The sequence below is a fragment of the Allobosea sp. TWI1241 genome, assembly GCF_039673065.1.
Classification (GTDB): domain Bacteria; phylum Pseudomonadota; class Alphaproteobacteria; order Rhizobiales; family Beijerinckiaceae; genus Allobosea.
Genome location: NZ_JBDJKW010000003.1, coordinates 58,692 through 74,997, shown reverse-complemented (window position 1 = coordinate 74,997; position 16,306 = coordinate 58,692). Strand labels below are relative to the sequence as shown.

The window sequence follows — 16,306 nt, the reverse complement described above, 5'->3', positions numbered from 1 at the left end:
GTACACGAGCTGGCGCTGGCTTTTAATGAGGCGCTATGAACTGCTTGTGGAACTCACTCGCCGGCATCGGCCTGCCGAACAGATAGCCCTGAACCTCCGGGCAGCCATGCTGCTTCAGAAACTCGAACTGATCTTCGGTCTCGACCCCTTCGGCGATGACGTCCATGTGGAAGCTTCGCCCGAGATAGAGAACCGCCTGGACGACGGCTCCATTTTCCTGATCGACATTGACGTCACGGATAAAAGACCGGTCGATCTTCAGGCGCGACACAGGATATCGTTTCAGTAGGCTCAGGGAAGCGAAGCCCGTACCGTAGTCGTCGAACGCCAAACCCACGCCGAGCGTCCTTAGATCGCTCAACAGCTGCAGCGTGCCTGTATCGTTTCGCAGCAGAATGGTCTCTACAATCTCCAGCTCCAGCGCATCAGGCGCGAGATCGGTTTCCTCTAGCGCCTCCTTGACGACATCGAGCAGGTGGTTCGATCGGAACTGTGCCTCGAACAGGTTGACCCCCATTCGGAACCCAGGGACCTCGGAGCGCCAATGGGCGGCCTGCTGGCAGGCCGTTCTCAGAATCCACCGGCCGATCTCCGGGGCGCTCTGCTTCTTACCGAGTACATCTACGAATGAAGCCGGCGTCAGCAGTCCGCGGTCCGGATGATGCCAACGGATGAGTGCTTCGGCGCCCGTGAGGTCACGATGTTCGGTAGAGAACTGCGGTTGATAAAATAGCTCGAACTCGCCCCGCTCAAAGGCACGCTTCAGCTCCTGCTCGAAAGCTCGCCGCGCTATGGCAACTTCACGCAAGGCCGGCGTGAACATCTCGTAGCGTCCTTTACCCGCTGCCTTCGCGCGATACAGCGCAAGATCGGCTGCACTGAGCAGCTCTTCTGGCCGGTCACTATGCTGCGGCGCCAAGGCGGCGCCAACGCTCGCGCCAATCTCGATCGGCTGGCCGGCAAACTCGTATGGCTGGGCAATGTCCATGACCAATCGGCTCGCGATAGCTCGCGCACGCTTCTCATCATTGCCGGGCATAAGCGCCACGAACTCGTCGCCACCCAGCCGTGCGACCATGATCGCATCCTCGCAATTGGCAACAAGGCGTCCGGCGACCTCCTTGAGCACGGCATCGCCGGCCGAATGGCCGAGCGTGTCGTTGACCTCCTTGAAGCCGTCGAGATCGACTAGGAGCACCGTTGCCGGATGTCTTTCTTCAAGCACCTGCTTCACACATTCGCGCCAAGCCCCCCGGTTCGGCAGGTCCGTTAGGGCATCCAGCGACGCAAGTCGGAAAAGCCTATCCTCATTCTGGCGACGTTCAGTGATGTCACGCACGATTGCGCCTACGCTCGTCGTGTTACCTTCCTGCCAGGTCGACAAGGAGAATTCTGCCGGAAACTCCTGTCCGTCTTTGCGGAGTCCCGATAGTTCGATCGTCCGGTCGGCGAGCTCCATCCTCTGACCGCTACGAAGCCTTTCGATCTCGGCGTCGTAGATGCGCAGCCAGCTGTCCGGCACTATGACTTCGCTTGTATGATGAAGCATCTCTGCGGCGGTGGAGCCGAAGAGCCTTTCAGCCGACCTGTTCCAGAAGGTGATATCCCCTTCCGAGTTCGAGCAAATGATCGCGTCCGGCGAGGTTTCAGCGATATTCTCGAAGCGGGCCTGGCTGACCGACCGGAAGTAGTCCAGGCGTCGCATTTCCATGCGATCCATCACGAGCATGGCGATATCGCCGAGGTTACGTCGATCCTCGACAGTGAAGACATCCCGAGGCTTGTTGTCGATCAGGCAAACGGTGCCTATCGTCTCGCCGGTACGGGTCACCAGAGGGTGTCCGGCGTAGAAGCGAATGAAGGGCGGCCCCAAGACGAGTGGGTTGGCCGCAAAGCGCGGGTCTTTGGTGGCGTCAGGGATAACCAGAATATCATTCTGGACGATGGCATGCGCGCAGAAAGACACTTCCCGACTGGTCTCGCATACGTCCAACCCGATGTGAGCCTTGAAGAACTGCCGATCGCGCTCAAGCAGCGAGACGAGCACGATCGGTACGTCAAACAGGCGCGAGGCAAGGCTTGCAAGCCGGTCGAAGTCCTCCTCTGGCGGCGTATCCATGAGATGGAACTCCGCCAGAGCTGCGAGGCGATCCTCCTCGTTGGCCGGTAGTGGATAGGGTATCGGCACGCCTTTTCCTCCCATTTGATTGCCGGAGAAAACGAACCATCCTCTCGCGCCTCGGTTAACTCCTTTCGATCAAAGAAGTTCTCACTCCGAGTTCCCTACGACGCCTTGCAGGTGACAGAAAGATGATGACGCCACTGGTGCTTCTATCTTCGCCCCGTCACTCGAACTAAGTAGCCGACGGCGATGCGTCCCTCATCAGGTGGATCGTCATGGATGACCACGGCCTAGCTGGCGAACGCTGGTGAGTATGGCGTCGCGAAAGAGCCAAGCAGCTTGGCGATCAGCGCTCCGGCATCTGCGCGACCGTTAAGGCGGCGCAGATGCCGCGCTCGTTTCCCGTCGCGCTGTTCGATCTGCCGCCCGGCTCGACGTAATCCGATGGGATCACGCAGGCCAAGCGCGATGCCGCTCGACTGGCCCGGCATCTCATGACGACAGGCTAGGTGCGGCAAATCACCGTATCGGCCCGTTCCAGCCCGTTCCGAATTGCATCACAAGTTGGGGAACAAGTTGGGGAACAGCCCCGCTGCCTCGGGAGAAAAGCAGCAATTTCAACGATGTAACGAAGAGCCTTGGTGGAGCTGAGGGGATTCGAACCCCTGACCTCTGCAGTGCGATTGCAGCGCTCTCCCAACTGAGCTACAGCCCCAAGGCGCTGGCCTTCTAGGCCCTGCGTCGTGTTCCTGTCAATCGCTTCTGCAGGAACAATTGCGGACGGTCTCGTCCGCGCGCCCGAGCTGGAAAGAGGATCCCCGATGCGTGCCGTTCTCGACGTCGTGATGCTGGCGCTGAACCTCTATGTCTGGATCCTGATCGCCTCCGCCGTGCTGAGCTGGCTGATCGCCTTCAACGTCGTCAACACGCGCAACCAGTTCGTCGCCTCGGTCTGGGATTTCCTCTACCGCGTCACCGAGCCGGCGCTGCGGCCGATCCGCAACATGCTGCCCAATCTCGGCGGGATCGACATCTCGCCGGTGCTGCTGCTGCTGCTGATCTTCTTCATCCAGAGCGTGATCACCCGCTACATCTATCCCAACGTCTTCTGAACCCGATGGCGGCCTGGAGCGCGGTGGGCGAGGGCCTTCAGCTGCAGGTCCGGCTGACGCCGCGGGGCGGGCGCGACGCGGTCGACGGCGTCGAGACGCTGTCGGACGGCCGGCAGGTGCTCAAGATGCGGGTGCGCGCCGCGCCGACGGAGGGCGAGGCCAATGCCGCGCTGACGGCGCTGGTCGCCAAGGCGCTCGGCGTGCCGCGCTCGCAGGTGGTGCTCGCCGCAGGGGCGGGCGCAAGGCTCAAGCGCCTGCTGGTCAAGGGCGATCCGGCGCCGCTGGTCGAGCGCCTGGAGGCGGTTCTCGCGAAGAACTGAGGCGTCGCCGGCGCGCTCGCTCTTGACGAAAGCGCGCGCTCCTGTTCCCAGATACGCCATGGACCAGCCAGTTCCCCTGCTTCCCGAGCGCCTGACCGAAGGGTACAGGACCTTCCTCGACGACCGTTTCGTGCGCGAGCGCAGCCGCTACGAGCAACTCGGCGAGAAGGGCCAGACGCCCAAGATCATGCTGATCGGCTGCTGCGATTCGCGGGTCTCGCCTGAGGTGATCTTCGATGCGAGCCCCGGCGAGATGTTCGTGGTGCGCAACGTCGCCAATCTCGTGCCGCCCTTCTCGCCGGACGACCAGTTGCACGGCACCTCGGCCGCGCTGGAATACGGCGTGCAGGCGCTCAAGGTGGAGCACATCGTCGTGCTCGGCCACGGGCGCTGCGGCGGCATCCGCGCCTTCGCCGACGACGCGCAGGGTCCGCTCTCGCCCGGCGACTTCATCGGCAAGTGGATCACGCTGATCGAGCCCGCGGCGCGGCGCAGCGGCGGGCGCGGTCGCAACGAATCGCTCGACGTCTATGTCGAGCGGCTGGCGCTCGCCTCGATCCGGCAATCGCTCGACAATCTCCGCTCTTTCCCTTGCGTCAATATCCTCGAGAGCAAGGGTCGGCTGCGGCTCTACGGGGCGTATTTCGCGGTGGCGACCGGCGTGCTGATGCTGCTCGACCAGCAGACGGGCGAGTTCGTCCCGGCGGTCGGCGATATGCCGAAAAAGGTGCAGATGATCCGCGCCAGCGAGGCCTAAAAGCTGCGAATAGTGGTCGGCGCAGCAGGGGCATCCATTAGTTGTATGCCCGTGATCGCGCGATAATTTTGCGCCCGGACCCGATGACGAGCGCGCATCCATGCGCTAGATTGCCGCCTCCCGGTCACTATCCACTGAAGTTTCATGTTCGATCGTCGCAAGCCCGCTGCCCCGGCTCCCTTCGTCACTCACGAAAATATCGAAGCCAAGATCAAGTGGTTCGATCCGGAGAAGGGCTTCGGCTTCGCTTCTCCCTCGGACGGCTCCGGCGACGTGTTCGTTCACGTCTCCTCCATCGGCCCGCTGGATCCGCAGGATCTGCAGCCCGGTGCGACCATCATGTGCGACCTCGGCGAGGGCCGTCGCGGCCTGCAGGTGGTCGCCGTGCACGACATCGACGCCTCGACCGCGACCCCGGCCGCTCCGCGCGGTGCAGGCGGCCCGGGCGGCGCGCGCCCGTTCTCGCCGCGCCCCCCGCGTGACGATTTCGGCGGCGGCTATGGCGGTGGCGGCGGTTATGATCGCGGCGATCGCGGCGGCTACGATCGTGGCGCCAGCGCCCCGATGGAAGGTCCGTTCGACGGCGCCGTGAAGTTCTTCAACGCCGATCGCGGCTTCGGCTTCATCGCCCCCGATCAGGGCGGGCCGGACGTGTTCCTGCACGTCAGCTCGCTGAGCCGCAGCGGCCTGCAGCCGCCGATGGACGGGCAGCGCGTGCGCTTCTCGATCCGCGCCGGCAAGAAGGGCCCCGAGGCCGCGAACATCAGCTACGTCTGAGGGCGTGGAAGGCGCCGCTGGCCGGCGCCTTCGACGACCGACGAGACAGTCGAAAGGCGGCGCGACCCGGTGGTCGCGCCGCCTTTTTCGTTGCGTGCAGAGGCGCGGCCGGATGCTCGATGGGCAGGGCTCTCAGCCGGCCTGCGCGAAGGGGATGTCGTCGCGGCGCCGGCGCGTGCCCGGCGGGTAGCCCTTGCTGTCCTCGGCGGCGAAGAAGCCGCGCGCGGCGTAGCTCAGATGGTCCCAGAAGCGGTCCCACATCGGGCTGCGCACGCCGGAACGATAGCCGTCCTGCTCGGCGAGCGCCCTGTCGCGCCAGCGCTCCGCGATCTCGGGCGCGACGAGCGCGAAAAACAGCGTGTCGCCCCCGGTGGCGTCGATCGAGAGAAGAACCCGGCCGCCGGCCGCGATCTGTGCCTCGATCTGCTCGGTCGCCCGGGCATAGTTTTCCCAGACCGTCCGGCGGTAGGCGGCAGCCTGCGCTTCGCCGTCGAACGTCGTCTCGCCCGTGACGAAGGGGCTGAAAACCGTCTTCGCCGGCTCCGGCAGGCTGGCGAAATCGAGTGTGCGCTCCTCGCTCCAGAGCTGCAGCAGTTCGTAGATGTACTTGTCCTCGATGGAGGTCAGTTTCTTGGCGTCCTCAAGCAGCTTTACCGTCGCGAGAAAGCTGCGGGCGGTGGCGTTGTAGGCCGTCGTCCCGTAGAAGCCGATCGCCTCCTCCGTCGTCGGCGGCTGCTCCACCAAGGCCGCGACCCTGGTCTGCAGGGCTTCGTCGGCGCCGAAGTCGCGCGCGAAGGCGACGATCGGATGGGCGGATGCGGTCTGGCTCATGGCGCTCCTCGCCGTCAGGGCCGGGGACAGGGCGGCGAGCCCGATGCCGGCAGCGAGCAGCCCCCTGCGGCTCGGCGGGCGCGACGGGCGGCTCATGCTCTTCTCCTGCGCGGCATCGGCATCGTGACGGCCAGTCTGCCGGCAAAGGCGGCGCGAATATGGCTCGCAAGCGCCGCCGCGCCCGGCTAGCCGAAGGCCGCCCAGAGCATGGAGACGCCGACGACGACGAGGAACACCGCGAAGACCTTCTTCAGTGTGCGTGCCGGCAACCTGTGGGCGAGCCTGGCGCCGAAGGGCGCGGTGAGCGAGGCGACGCCGCCGATCAGGACCAAAGCGGGCAGGTTGATGTAGCCGAGGCTGAGCGGCGGCAGGCCTTCGGCATTCCAGCCCGAGATCAGGAAGCCGAGGGTGCCGGCCAGCGCGATCGGCACGCCGAGGGCGGCGCCGGTGCCGACCGCTGTGTGTATCGGCAGGCCGAACGCCGCCAGCGTCGGCACGCTCAGTGCGCCGCCGCCGGTGCCCATCAGGGCGCAGAGATAGCCGATGACGGCGGCGCAGAGGCGCTGGGCCGTCGCCGATCCGTGCACCCGGCGCATCAGGCGTTCGAGGAAGGGCAGGAGGATGTTGGCGGCGATGAAGAAGGCCATGAAGCCGAGGACCGCCTGGAGCACCTTGCCCGGGAAGAGGCCGGCCGAGATGCCGCCGGCGAGCGTGGCGACGAAGATGACCGGCGCCCAGAGCCTGAAGGTCGGCCTGTCCAGCGCGCCCTTGGCGTCATGGGCGCGGGCGCTGGAGAGGCCGATCGGGATGATGATCGCGAGCGAGGTCGCGACTGCGACATGCTGGCCGACATCGCCGCCATAGCCCATCGCGGCGAGCGCCAGCGCCAGTGCCGGCACGATGATCCCGCCACCGCCGATTCCGAGCAGGCCGGCGAGCACGCCGGAGAGCGCTCCGGTCACGAGCAGTCCCGCGGCGAAGGAAAGGAGGTCCGGATAGCTCATCTCGATCGTCCCTGTCGCGCGGGCGGAGCGCCGGCTGGCAGTCCGCACGCACCGTGTAGACGGCGCGCCGGGGACACGGCAATCAATGGTCGGGCGCCGGCCAGAGAAAAGCGATTCATGCCGGGTGCGGCGGCGCTCCGCAGGCGTCGAGCCCGCTCGGCGCCGCCGGCCGGCGCATGAAAAAGGCCGGCCCCGTGGGGCCGGCCCGATCGCGTGGCGAGGAGGCCGAGGCGGCCGCGCCCTCGGCCTCAGTGGTCGCCGCCCTCGAGGCCGCCGACATGCTTCTGGGTGTAGAGTTCGATGCCGATGCGACCGATCAGGTCGAGCTGGGTCTCAAGGAAGTCGATATGGCCTTCCTCGTCCTTCATCAGCGCCTTGAACAGGTCCTCGGACGGGTAGTCGCCGACCTCGCGGGCGTATTTCGCCGCTTCCTGGTAGAGAGAGCGGGCCTCGAGCTCGGCCTTGAGGTCGCACTCGATGACTTCCTGCACGTTCTCGCCGATCCGCAGCGGATCGAGCTGCTGCATGTTCGGGAAGCCCTCGAGGAAGAGGATGCGGTCGACGAAGCGGTCGGCATGGACCATCTCCTCGATCGATTCCTTCTTCCACATCGCGGCCATGTCCTTCAGGCCCCAATTGTCGAGCAGGCGATAATGCAGCCAGTACTGGTTGATGGCCGTCAGCTCGGACCGCAGGCCCTTGTTGAGGTAGTCGATGACCTTCTTGTCGCCCTTCATCCCGGCTCTCCTGCTGGTCGGCTAACTTAGAATGATCCTAATCTAGGGCAGCCGGAGCAGAAAGGAAAGAGTGGAGAGGCGCGTATGGCGGCGTCGCCGCGCAGCGGGTCGGATCAGGCCGCGTCGCGGTCCCGGGAGAGCTCGACGCCGGCCATCATCAGGCCGACGGAGACATGGACCGCGCACTCGATCTCGCGGCTGGCGCAGGAGCCGCACTGGCTGGCGCAGGCGGCGCGCGCCTCGGCCAGCAGGGCCCTGACCTCGCGCGCGCAACGTCCGCAGTCCGGGCTGCAGCCGAGGCAGTCATAAGCCTCGCCCGCAGTCCGCGGACCGCTGCCATCGGGCGCGATCGTGCCCTTGATCTGGCGGCAGGACAGGACGTTGCAGGAGCAGACGATCACGCGCGCTGGCCGCCTGCGAGCTTGGTCAGCGTCTCCTGGCCGTCGGCGTTGCGCAGGCGCACGATGACCTCGACCGAGGAGATCACCATGCCGTCGGGGGCCTGAGGCAGGCCAGAGACCTGGATCTCGGAGCCGGGGATGTCGACGACGGTCTCGTCGTCCTCGTTGTAGAAGTGGTGGTGCTCGGAGACGTTGGTGTCGAAGAAGGTCTTCGGCCCCGAGACCGAGACCTGGCGCAGCAGGCCGGCCTCGGAGAACTGGCGCAGCGTATTGTAGACGGTGGCGAGCGAGAGCGGCTCGCGAGCGCGCAGCGCCTCCTCATAGAGCATCTCGGCGCTGACATGGCGGTCGCCCTTGGCGAAGAGCAGCCAGCCCAGCGCCATGCGCTGGCGGGTCGGGCGCAGGCCGACGCTGCGCAGGCGCGCCTTCACGGCGTTGATCGGGCAGGCGGCCGGCGACTTCTGCGGCCACGGGATCTGGTCCGCATGAGACTTGGCCACGCCGCCGCTCTTGATGGACACGATGCTCATAAGACGCCTTCCGAACTCATCTTCTCGGGATCGCGTAGTTTAGAAAACGTCTAAACTACTGATATTAATGGTATTTTTGGCTTTGTTGCAGTCGCGTGTCAATCTCTCGGGCCTGCGCCGGCCGGCATTCCGGGTTGTCCGGGACGCATCGTGGCGGATTTGCCGCAGGGCGCGCGGTGCCCCGCGGCGGCTCAGTGGCCGGCCCCGGCGGGCGCCTGTGCGGCGGGCTTACGCATGAACAGCGAAAGCACGATCAGCGCGACGAAGATCATGGTCAGCGCCAGGAAGACGTCGCCGAAGGCCATGACCAGCGCCTGCTTGTGGACACGCTGGTTGATCACCGCCAGTGCCATGGCCTCCGCCGCGTCGCCGAAGGCCGAGAACTGCTGCGTCAGCGCCGCGATGTTCTCCTCCGCCACCTGCCGCCCGGCCGAGACCATCTCGTGCAGCCGGGTGATGTGCAGGTCGGTGCGGTTGTTGAGCAGGGTGTTGATCAGCGCGAGGCCGACCGCGCCGCCGAGATTGCGGGTGAGGTTGTAGAGGCCGGACGCGTTCTTGAGCTGCTGCGGCGGCAGCGTGCCGAGCGCCAGGTTGTTGATCGGCACCATGCACAGCATCAGCGAGCAGCCGCGCAGGATCTGCGGCCAGAGCAGCTCGTGGAAATCCCAGTCCGAGGTGATGTGCGAGGCGATCCATGTGCCGCCGGCGAAGCCCGCGAAGCCGATCATCATCATCAGCCTCGGGTCGAGCTTCTGCGACAACCGCCCGGCGACCGGCGCTGTCAGGAACATGCACAGGCCGGTGACGAACATCGTCTCGCCGATCATCAGCGCGTCATAGCCGCGGATGCGGCCGAGATAGACCGGGTAGAGATAGGTCAGCCCGTAGAGGCCGATGCCCATCGAGAAGGAGAACAGCGAGCCGAAGGCGAAGTTGCGGTCACGGAAGGCGTAGAGGTCGACGATGGGGTCGTCGCGCGTCAGCGCCCGCCAGAAGAACATCACGGCGCCCGCGACCATCAGCACGGTGAAGGCGGTGATCTCGTGGCTCTCGAACCAGTCGAGCCGGGTGCCTTCCTCCAGCACGTATTCCATGCTGCCGAGGAAGGCGGCCATGCCGGCGAGCCCCAGCCAGTCGAAGCGGCGCAGCAGGCTGTGGTCCGGCTCGTCGAAATCGATCAGCGTCCAGGCGGCGATGGCGACGACGATACCGGGCACGAGGTTGACCAGGAACAGCCAGTGCCAGGAGAAGGCGTGGCTGAGATAGCCGCCGACGGTGGGGCCGATGGTCGGGGCGAGCGTCGCGATCAGGCCGATCAGCGGCGAGACGATCGGCCGCTTCGAGGCCGGGAAGATCGTGAAGGCCGCGGCGAAGACGCCGGGGATCATGCCGCCGCCGATGAAGCCCTGCACCGCGCGCCACAGGATCATCTCGTTGATCGAGCTCGACATGGCGCAGAGCACGCTGGAGATGGTGAAGCCGGTCGCGGCGATGGTGAAGAAGACGCGGGTGGAGAGCGCCCGGCTGAGATAGCCGGACAGCGGGATCATGATCACCTCGGCGATGAGGTAGGCGGTCTGGACCCAGGCGATCTCGTCGCTGGAGGCCGAGAGGCCGGCCTGGATCTCGGCCAGCGAGGCCGAGACGATCTGGATGTCCAGGATCGCCATGAACATGCCGAAGACCATCGCCGTGAAGGCGAGGATCCGGCGCAGCGGGATGGCATCCTCGGCCGGCTTGGCGCCGGCCGGCGCGGAGGGAGTGACGGCGGCCATGGCGGGCCTCGCGGTGATGGGCCTGCAAGGGCCCGGAACGGAACCCGGCTCCCGGCCCGAGGAGCGCCGTCAGGCGCGGCCAGCCCAGGCCCCGATGGGGCGATCGGGCCTGGGCGGACCGCCATTCCCGGGCGGAATGGCTCCTCGGGGCGAGAGCCGGGGCTCTCAGGGCGCGGCGGGGCGGCCGCGCGGGTCGATCGAGACCTCCACCGACATGCCCGGCCGCAGCAGATGCTGCGCCTTGGCTTCCGGCGTCAGCGCGATGCGCACCGGCACGCGCTGGACGATCTTGGTGAAGTTGCCGGTGGCGTTGTCGGGCGGCAGCAGGGTGAAGACCGAGCCGGTGCCGCCGGCGATGCCGCTGACGGTGCCGGCGAAGCTGCGCCCGGGCAGGGCGTCGACCGTGACGGTGGCGCGGTCGCCGATCCGGATCGGGCCGATCTGCGTCTCCTTGAAGTTGGCGTCGACATAGACGGCGTCGAGCGGGACGACCGACATCAGCCGCTTGCCGGCGCCGACGAGGTCGCCCAGCTGGACATTGGTGTTGGCGACCAGCCCGTCGATCGGCGCCACGATGCGGGTGAAGGAGAGATCGCGCTCCGCCTTCTCCTCGGCGACCTTGAGCTCGTCGATCTGGCGGGCGGCCTCCAGCCGCTGTGCCTTGAGCACGTCGATATTGGCGCTGGCCTGGGCGACGCCGGCGCGGGCGCTGGCGAGGGAGGCGGCGGCCTGGTCGCGGGCGGCGGTGGCGGCGTCCAGCGTCGCCTGCGAGCCGTAGGACTTGGCGGCGAGGCTGTTGGCGCGGTCGAAATCGGCGGCGGTGCGGGTGACGGCTGCCTCGGCCGAGACCTGCTGCGCCTTGGCCTGGGTCAGCCCGGCCTCGGCGGCGGCGATCTGCGCATCGACGCGCGACAGCGTGGCGCGGGCGGTGGCGCTCTTGGCGCGGGCGCTCTCCAGCGCGATGCGCTGGTCGCCCTCGTCGAGCAGCACCAGCGTGTCGCCGGTCCTGACCTGCTGGTTGCGCGTCACGGGCACGGCGGCGACGTTGGCGGAGAGCCGGGCGGATATCGTCGCCATGTCGGCGCCGACATAGGCGTCGTCGGTGGTGATGATGAAGCGCCCGTTGCGCCACCAGTCGAGCCCGTACCAGCCGGCGGCGCCCAGCGCTGCGATGCCGGCGGCGATGAGCAGGCCGCGCTTCAGGGCAGAGCGCTGGCGCGGCGGCGCCTTGGTTGCGGCGGCGGGCTGTTCGGCGGCGCGGGCTTCCGCCGGCGAGGTGGCGCCCTCGGCCTCGGCGGGCACGAGCCGCAGCCTGTCGCGGCGCGTGTCGCTGGTCGTCCCGGTGCTGGACTCGGCGGTCATCGGCAAGCCTCCATGCGAGGTCCCGGCGGAAGATAATTCGAACCGGCCGGTTCGATCAGGCGGTTGAAATAGAGGGCGGCGCACTGCATATCAAGATCAAATCGAACCGTGTGGTTCGACTTATTTGCAGGGGTGGCGCGCATGGCGCGAGTGGAACAAGCGGGCGGGATGCCCAAAGAGACGCGCGACGAGACGCCCCGGACGAAGCCGCGGGCCCGCAACCGCCGGGTCGCCGGGGGCGATCCGGGCAAGCGTCACCAGATCCTCGAAGGCGCGCGCGAGGTCTTCGCGGCGCGCGGCTTCGACGGCGCCTCGATGAGCGACATCGCTGCCGCCGCGACCGTCTCCAAGAGCACGCTCTACGTGTATTTCCAGGACAAGGAGCATCTCTTCGTCGCGCTGATCGAGCGCGAGCGCGAGGCGCAGAAAGAGGCGATGTATGCGGCGCTGAGCGACGAGCCCGATCTGGTGCGGGCGCTGTCGCGCTTCGGCGAACGGCTGGTCAGGCTGCTGACCGGCGAGTTCGCCCTGAGCGCGCACCGCATCGTGCTCGGCGTGGCCGAGCGCATGCCGGAACTGGGTCGCGAATTCTACGAGCGCGGGCCGATGGTCGGCGCGCAGCGGCTGGCGGCCTTCCTGTCGCGCCGCTGTGCGGGCGGCGAGCTGGCGATCGAGGAGCCGGGGCTCGCCGCGGCGCAGTTCGTCGATCTCTGCCAGTCGACCCTGATGCGGCCGCGCCTGTTCAACGCGCTGCGCCAGCCGCCCTCCGAGGCCGAGGTCGCCCGCGTGGTCGACGAGGCGGTCAGGATGTTCCTGGCGCGCTATGCGGCGCGACCGGCGGCATGAGGCCGGCTCAGCGCCCGAGCGCCTGGCGCGCCCGGATGCGCTCGCGATGGGCGGTGTAGAGCCCCGAGGCCGCGATGATCACCGCCCCGACCAGGGTGAAGAGGTCCGGCAGCACCGCGAACAGGAAGAAGCCGAAGACCGAGGCCCAGAGCAGCTGGATATAGGAAAACGGCGCCAGCAGCGACGCGTCGGCATGGCGGAAGGCCAGGATCACGAACCAGTGGCCGATGGTCGAGGAGACGCCGATGAACAGGCCGAGCCAGAGCGCCTCCTGTGTCAGCGGCTGCCAGGTCAGCGGCTGGACCAGCGAGAGTAGCAGGCAGCCGGTGATCGCCGACCAGGCAAGCGTGGTCACAGGGCTCTCTGTCGCGCTCATCAGCCGGGTGACGATCAGGGCGAAGGCCCAGCTCGAGGCCGAGAGCACGGGCAGGATCGAGGCGGCCTGGAAATCGCTGCCGCCGGGGCGCACCACGATCAGCACGCCGATCAGCCCGACCACCGTCGCCGTCCAGCGCCGCCAGCCGACCTTCTCGCCGAGCAGCGGGATCGAGAGCGCGGTGACGAAGAGCGGCGAGACGAAGCTCGTCGCCGTCGCGTCGGCGATCGGCAGGTATTTCAGCGAGGAGACGAACAGAATCGAGGAGACGGTGACCGCGACGCCGCGCAGCACTTGCATGCCGACGCGCTTCGGCCGCATCAGCGCGAAGCCGCCGGGCGCCGCCATGGCGATCATGATCACCGCGAAGGCGGCGTAGCGCAGCCAGATGATCTGCAGCGCCGGCATGGTGGCGGTGAGGTACTTCGAGACGACGTCGGCGGCGGAGAGGAAGACGCTGCCGAGCAGCATCAGCCCGATGCCGCGCAGGCTGCTGTCGCGGCGCGGCGGCTCGGCCTTGGCCGGCTCCGGGGAGAGGGGCACGCGGGTGATGGTGTCGGGCAAGGCGGCACGGATCTCGATTCGTGCTGACGCTAGCCGAAGAGCATGGCGACTTCCTGCGCGATTACCACACGCCCGCCATGCGTCGGCGAAAGAAAAAAGGCGGGCACACGGCCCGCCTCGCAATATTCTTGCAGCAGAGAGGCCTCAGGCGGCCTGCTTGCGCGGCTTGATCAGCTTGCGGTTGACCAGCACCTCGGCGATCTGCACCGCATTCAGCGCCGCGCCCTTGCGCAGATTGTCGGAAACGCACCAGAAGGCCAGCCCGTTCTCGACCGTGTTGTCCTCGCGGATGCGCGAGATATAGGTCGCGTCCTCGCCGGCCGCCTCGTGGGGCGTGATGTAGCCGCCGGGCTCGTGCTTGTCGATGACGAGCAGGCCGGGAGCCTGGCGCAGCAGCTCGCGCGCCTCCTCGGCCGTCACCGGCTTCTCGCACTCGATGTTGACGCTCTCGGAATGGCTGATGAAGACCGGCACGCGCACGCAGGTGGCGGTGAGCTTGATCTTCGGATCGAGGATCTTCTTGGTCTCCGCCATCATCTTCCACTCTTCCTTGGTGAAGCCGTCCTCCATGAAGACGTCGATCTGCGGGATGAGGTTGAAGGCGATGCGCTTCGGGAACTTCTTGGCGGCGACCTCGCCGGCCGAGAACACGCCGCGCGTCTGGTTGAACAGCTCGTCCATCGCCTCCTTGCCGGCGCCGGAGACCGACTGATAGGTCGAGACGACGACGCGCTTGATGCCGTAGCGCTCGTGCAGCGGCTTCAGCGCGACGACGAGCTGCGCGGTCGAGCAGTTCGGGTTGGCGATGATGTTCATCTTCGAGAAGCCGGCGACCGCGGCGGCGTTCACCTCGGGCACGATCAGCGGCACGTCGGGATGCATGCGCCAGGTCGAGGAGTTGTCGATGACGACGCAGCCCTGGGCCGCGATCTTCGGCGCCCATTCCTTCGAGACGGCGCCGCCGGCCGACATCAGGCAGATGTCGGTGTCGGAGAAGTCGTAATGCTCGAGCGCCGAGACCTTCAGCGTCTTGTCGCCGAAGGAGACCTCGGTGCCGACCGAGCGGGTCGAGGCGAGGGCGACGACCTCGCTGACGGGGAAAGCCCGCTCGGCGAGGATGTCGAGGATTTCATGGCCCACATTGCCCGTGGCGCCTGCGATCGCGACCTTGTAGCCCATTATCGGAATTCCTTCTGGCGAACCGTTCGGCCTCCCCGGGAAGGCCGGTGCCGCTGATCGTGATCGCGGGTTCGGCCGTTTGACCCCGGCCGGGGGGGAGTGTCCCGGAAGCGAGGCGACGTGTCAGCGCAGCGTCCGGGTTTTGCCCGTCGCCGTTTTGGTCGTGGTTTTGGTCGTCGGACGCATCGTCACGGGGACAAACCAGAGCTGGACATCATCGCGAATGCCGGAACGCGAGCCGTGCCGGTCACGGCATCCCAAACACTCCCCCGTGGCAAAAGTCAATGCGGCGCCTGGCGGCCCGCCGGGGCGACCTCCGGTTAACCCTGTCGTCTAACCCGGCGTTGACCCTGTCGCGCGATCGCGCGCCGGAGGTAACCCGCCGCTGACCGCCCTGTCGCAGCCTGTCGGCAGGGTCGAGGACAGGCGGGCGGGGGCGCGGGGGCGCCGTCGCCCGGCGGGAAACGGGTGCCGAGGTGGCTGGTCAACTCATCGTCGCTTATTGGGCGCGGCTGCGCGCCGTCTGGCCGCAGCGCGCGGCGAAAACCGGGTGGGCGCCGGCGCGCCGGGATCTCGCCGGCACGCTGATCGACATCGCCGACGCGGTCGAGGCCGGGCTGGCCGGCGCCTGGCGCGCGGGCCTGCGCGGCTGGCGCGCTCTCGCGACATGGCTCGCCCGCCGCAAGGCCGAGCGGGCGCGCCCGCGACAGGCGCGCGGCATGGGGCTGCGGACCGGGCTGCCGGCCGGGCTGCTCTGGCGCGCGCTCGCGGCTGCGACCGGCGTCGGCATCACCGCGACGCTGGTGGCGGCGCTCTCGGTCGGTTCGGACGAGCCTGCCGTAGCCCAGGTCGCTCCGCAGGCCGAGACCGCTGCGCGGCCGGCCGTGCGCGATGTCCGCGTGCAGGCACTCCCGGCGGCGATGGACGGCTCCGCCTGGGTCGAGATCGCCAGGCCCGTCGCGCTGTTCGGGCTGGAGGCCAGCGAAGCCGGCCGCCGCACCGGCTACGAGGCGCGCCGCAGCGCCGACGGCCAGCGCCGCGAGGACGTGCTGACCTTCGGCGCGTTCGAGGGCGAGACCCCGTTTCTCGGGCTGACCCTGCGCATGCGGCCGGCCTCGCCCGAGGCGGAGACCGCGGCCGGCGAGGGACAGCCCTTCCTGGTCTCGCTGGTGCGCGACAGCGCGGCGCGGGCGCTCTCGGTGACGCGGAGCGGCGCGGTCACCACGCTGGAAACCAAGTTCGGACCGGTCGAGACCGCCGATATCGGCATGAGCGACGGCGAGCACATCCGCGCCTGTATCGGCTTTCGCCATGGCGGGGCGGAAGCGGCGTTCGGCTTCACCGGCTGGTGGTGTGCTGCGCCGGGGCGCGCGGCCGATCGCGCCCAGCTCGGCTGCGTGATCGACCGGATCGAGCTTCTCAGCGCCGGCGACGATCGGGGCCTGCGCGCCGCCTTCGCCAAGCTCGGGCAGGTCCGCAACGCTGCCTGCACGGTGCAGCGCGTCGCGTCGTCAGGCCACAAGGCTTCCTGGCTCGATCCCGATGGCCCACCGCCCGATCTGCGCATCCCGCCGCGGCGGCCGCAGCAGGGGCGCTGAGCGGAGGATTCCCTT

At 67.7% G+C, this 16,306-nt stretch carries 16 protein-coding genes and 1 tRNA gene; 6 read left to right on the top strand and 11 right to left on the bottom strand.

What is annotated here, in order from left to right; genetic code table 11:
- Positions 1-22 precede the first annotated feature (22 nt).
- Positions 23-2,119 carry a putative bifunctional diguanylate cyclase/phosphodiesterase gene (locus tag ABE438_RS05530; RefSeq protein WP_346501544.1) on the bottom strand — a complete coding sequence of 699 codons (2,097 nt, stop codon included), beginning with the start codon at positions 2,117-2,119 and terminating at the stop codon, positions 23-25.
- Between the two features lie 642 nt (positions 2,120-2,761).
- A tRNA-Ala gene (locus ABE438_RS05525) sits at positions 2,762-2,837 on the bottom strand.
- 106 nt (positions 2,838-2,943) lie between these two features.
- Here ABE438_RS05525 and ABE438_RS05520 point away from each other — a divergent pair.
- From ABE438_RS05520 to ABE438_RS05505, 4 genes are all read left to right on the top strand, one after another.
- Positions 2,944-3,234 (top strand): YggT family protein, encoded by a 291-nt coding sequence (locus ABE438_RS05520; RefSeq protein WP_346501543.1) that lies wholly within the window; start codon positions 2,944-2,946, stop codon positions 3,232-3,234.
- Between the two features lie 5 nt (positions 3,235-3,239).
- Positions 3,240-3,554, top strand: a complete 315-nt coding sequence (locus ABE438_RS05515; protein WP_346501542.1) for a DUF167 family protein — start codon at positions 3,240-3,242, stop codon at positions 3,552-3,554.
- A 58-nt stretch (positions 3,555-3,612) separates the two neighbouring features.
- A complete protein-coding gene (locus ABE438_RS05510) occupies positions 3,613-4,311 on the top strand; it encodes a carbonic anhydrase (protein ID WP_346501541.1) in 699 nt (232 codons plus the stop codon).
- A gap of 144 nt (positions 4,312-4,455) precedes the next feature.
- Complete coding sequence (locus ABE438_RS05505; RefSeq protein ID WP_346501540.1) at positions 4,456-5,088, top strand: cold-shock protein; 633 nt, start codon at positions 4,456-4,458, stop codon at positions 5,086-5,088.
- Positions 5,089-5,220: 132 nt separating this feature from the next.
- On the opposite strand, the gene ABE438_RS05500 is transcribed toward ABE438_RS05505, so the two are convergent.
- The 7 genes from ABE438_RS05500 to ABE438_RS05470 form a co-directional block, all read right to left on the bottom strand.
- Entirely contained in the window at positions 5,221-6,015 is a 795-nt protein-coding gene (locus ABE438_RS05500; RefSeq protein WP_346501539.1) for a hypothetical protein, read from the bottom strand.
- Between the two features lie 89 nt (positions 6,016-6,104).
- Positions 6,105-6,923, bottom strand: coding sequence for a sulfite exporter TauE/SafE family protein (locus ABE438_RS05495; RefSeq protein WP_346501538.1), 819 nt, complete (start codon positions 6,921-6,923; stop codon positions 6,105-6,107).
- 248 nt (positions 6,924-7,171) lie between these two features.
- The gene (gene bfr, locus ABE438_RS05490; RefSeq protein WP_346501537.1) at positions 7,172-7,660 is read right to left on the bottom strand and encodes a bacterioferritin; all 489 of its coding nucleotides are present in this window, start codon (positions 7,658-7,660) and stop codon (positions 7,172-7,174) included.
- Positions 7,661-7,773: 113 nt separating this feature from the next.
- On the bottom strand, positions 7,774-8,061 hold the full coding sequence (locus ABE438_RS05485) for a (2Fe-2S)-binding protein (RefSeq protein ID WP_346501536.1): 288 nt from the start codon (positions 8,059-8,061) through the stop codon (positions 7,774-7,776).
- The gene (irrA, locus tag ABE438_RS05480) at positions 8,058-8,591 is read right to left on the bottom strand and encodes an iron response transcriptional regulator IrrA (protein ID WP_346501535.1); all 534 of its coding nucleotides are present in this window, start codon (positions 8,589-8,591) and stop codon (positions 8,058-8,060) included. Before irrA ends, ABE438_RS05485 begins: the two co-directional genes overlap by 4 nt.
- 191 nt (positions 8,592-8,782) lie before the next feature.
- Complete coding sequence (locus ABE438_RS05475) at positions 8,783-10,366, bottom strand: DHA2 family efflux MFS transporter permease subunit (RefSeq protein ID WP_346501534.1); 1,584 nt, start codon at positions 10,364-10,366, stop codon at positions 8,783-8,785.
- Positions 10,367-10,531: 165 nt separating this feature from the next.
- Positions 10,532-11,728 (bottom strand): HlyD family secretion protein, encoded by a 1,197-nt coding sequence (locus ABE438_RS05470; protein WP_346501533.1) that lies wholly within the window; start codon positions 11,726-11,728, stop codon positions 10,532-10,534.
- Between the two features lie 168 nt (positions 11,729-11,896).
- On the opposite strand from ABE438_RS05470, the gene ABE438_RS05465 reads away from it, so the two are divergent.
- Entirely contained in the window at positions 11,897-12,574 is a 678-nt protein-coding gene (locus ABE438_RS05465) for a TetR/AcrR family transcriptional regulator (protein ID WP_346501532.1), read from the top strand.
- Between the two features lie 7 nt (positions 12,575-12,581).
- On the opposite strand, the gene ABE438_RS05460 is transcribed toward ABE438_RS05465, so the two are convergent.
- On the bottom strand, positions 12,582-13,514 hold the full coding sequence (locus ABE438_RS05460; RefSeq protein WP_346501531.1) for a DMT family transporter: 933 nt from the start codon (positions 13,512-13,514) through the stop codon (positions 12,582-12,584).
- A 144-nt stretch (positions 13,515-13,658) separates the two neighbouring features.
- On the bottom strand, positions 13,659-14,693 hold the full coding sequence (locus ABE438_RS05455) for an aspartate-semialdehyde dehydrogenase (protein WP_346501530.1): 1,035 nt from the start codon (positions 14,691-14,693) through the stop codon (positions 13,659-13,661).
- A gap of 476 nt (positions 14,694-15,169) precedes the next feature.
- Between ABE438_RS05455 and ABE438_RS05450 the strand changes: the two genes are divergently transcribed.
- Positions 15,170-16,291, top strand: a complete 1,122-nt coding sequence (locus tag ABE438_RS05450; protein WP_346501529.1) for a hypothetical protein — start codon at positions 15,170-15,172, stop codon at positions 16,289-16,291.
- Positions 16,292-16,306: the final 15 nt, after the last annotated feature.

Coding starts and splice junctions, on each gene's coding strand:
- ABE438_RS05530 (WP_346501544.1), bottom strand. CDS start 2,119: ATGGATACGCCGCCAGAGGAGGACTTCGACCGGCTTGCAAGCCTTGCC.
- ABE438_RS05520 (WP_346501543.1), top strand. CDS start 2,944: ATGCGTGCCGTTCTCGACGTCGTGATGCTGGCGCTGAACCTCTATGTC.
- ABE438_RS05515 (WP_346501542.1), top strand. CDS start 3,240: ATGGCGGCCTGGAGCGCGGTGGGCGAGGGCCTTCAGCTGCAGGTCCGG.
- ABE438_RS05510 (WP_346501541.1), top strand. CDS start 3,613: ATGGACCAGCCAGTTCCCCTGCTTCCCGAGCGCCTGACCGAAGGGTAC.
- ABE438_RS05505 (WP_346501540.1), top strand. CDS start 4,456: ATGTTCGATCGTCGCAAGCCCGCTGCCCCGGCTCCCTTCGTCACTCAC.
- ABE438_RS05500 (WP_346501539.1), bottom strand. CDS start 6,015: ATGAGCCGCCCGTCGCGCCCGCCGAGCCGCAGGGGGCTGCTCGCTGCC.
- ABE438_RS05495 (WP_346501538.1), bottom strand. CDS start 6,923: ATGAGCTATCCGGACCTCCTTTCCTTCGCCGCGGGACTGCTCGTGACC.
- bfr (WP_346501537.1), bottom strand. CDS start 7,660: ATGAAGGGCGACAAGAAGGTCATCGACTACCTCAACAAGGGCCTGCGG.
- irrA (WP_346501535.1), bottom strand. CDS start 8,591: ATGAGCATCGTGTCCATCAAGAGCGGCGGCGTGGCCAAGTCTCATGCG.
- ABE438_RS05475 (WP_346501534.1), bottom strand. CDS start 10,366: ATGGCCGCCGTCACTCCCTCCGCGCCGGCCGGCGCCAAGCCGGCCGAG.
- ABE438_RS05470 (WP_346501533.1), bottom strand. CDS start 11,728: ATGACCGCCGAGTCCAGCACCGGGACGACCAGCGACACGCGCCGCGAC.
- ABE438_RS05465 (WP_346501532.1), top strand. CDS start 11,897: ATGCCCAAAGAGACGCGCGACGAGACGCCCCGGACGAAGCCGCGGGCC.
- ABE438_RS05455 (WP_346501530.1), bottom strand. CDS start 14,693: ATGGGCTACAAGGTCGCGATCGCAGGCGCCACGGGCAATGTGGGCCAT.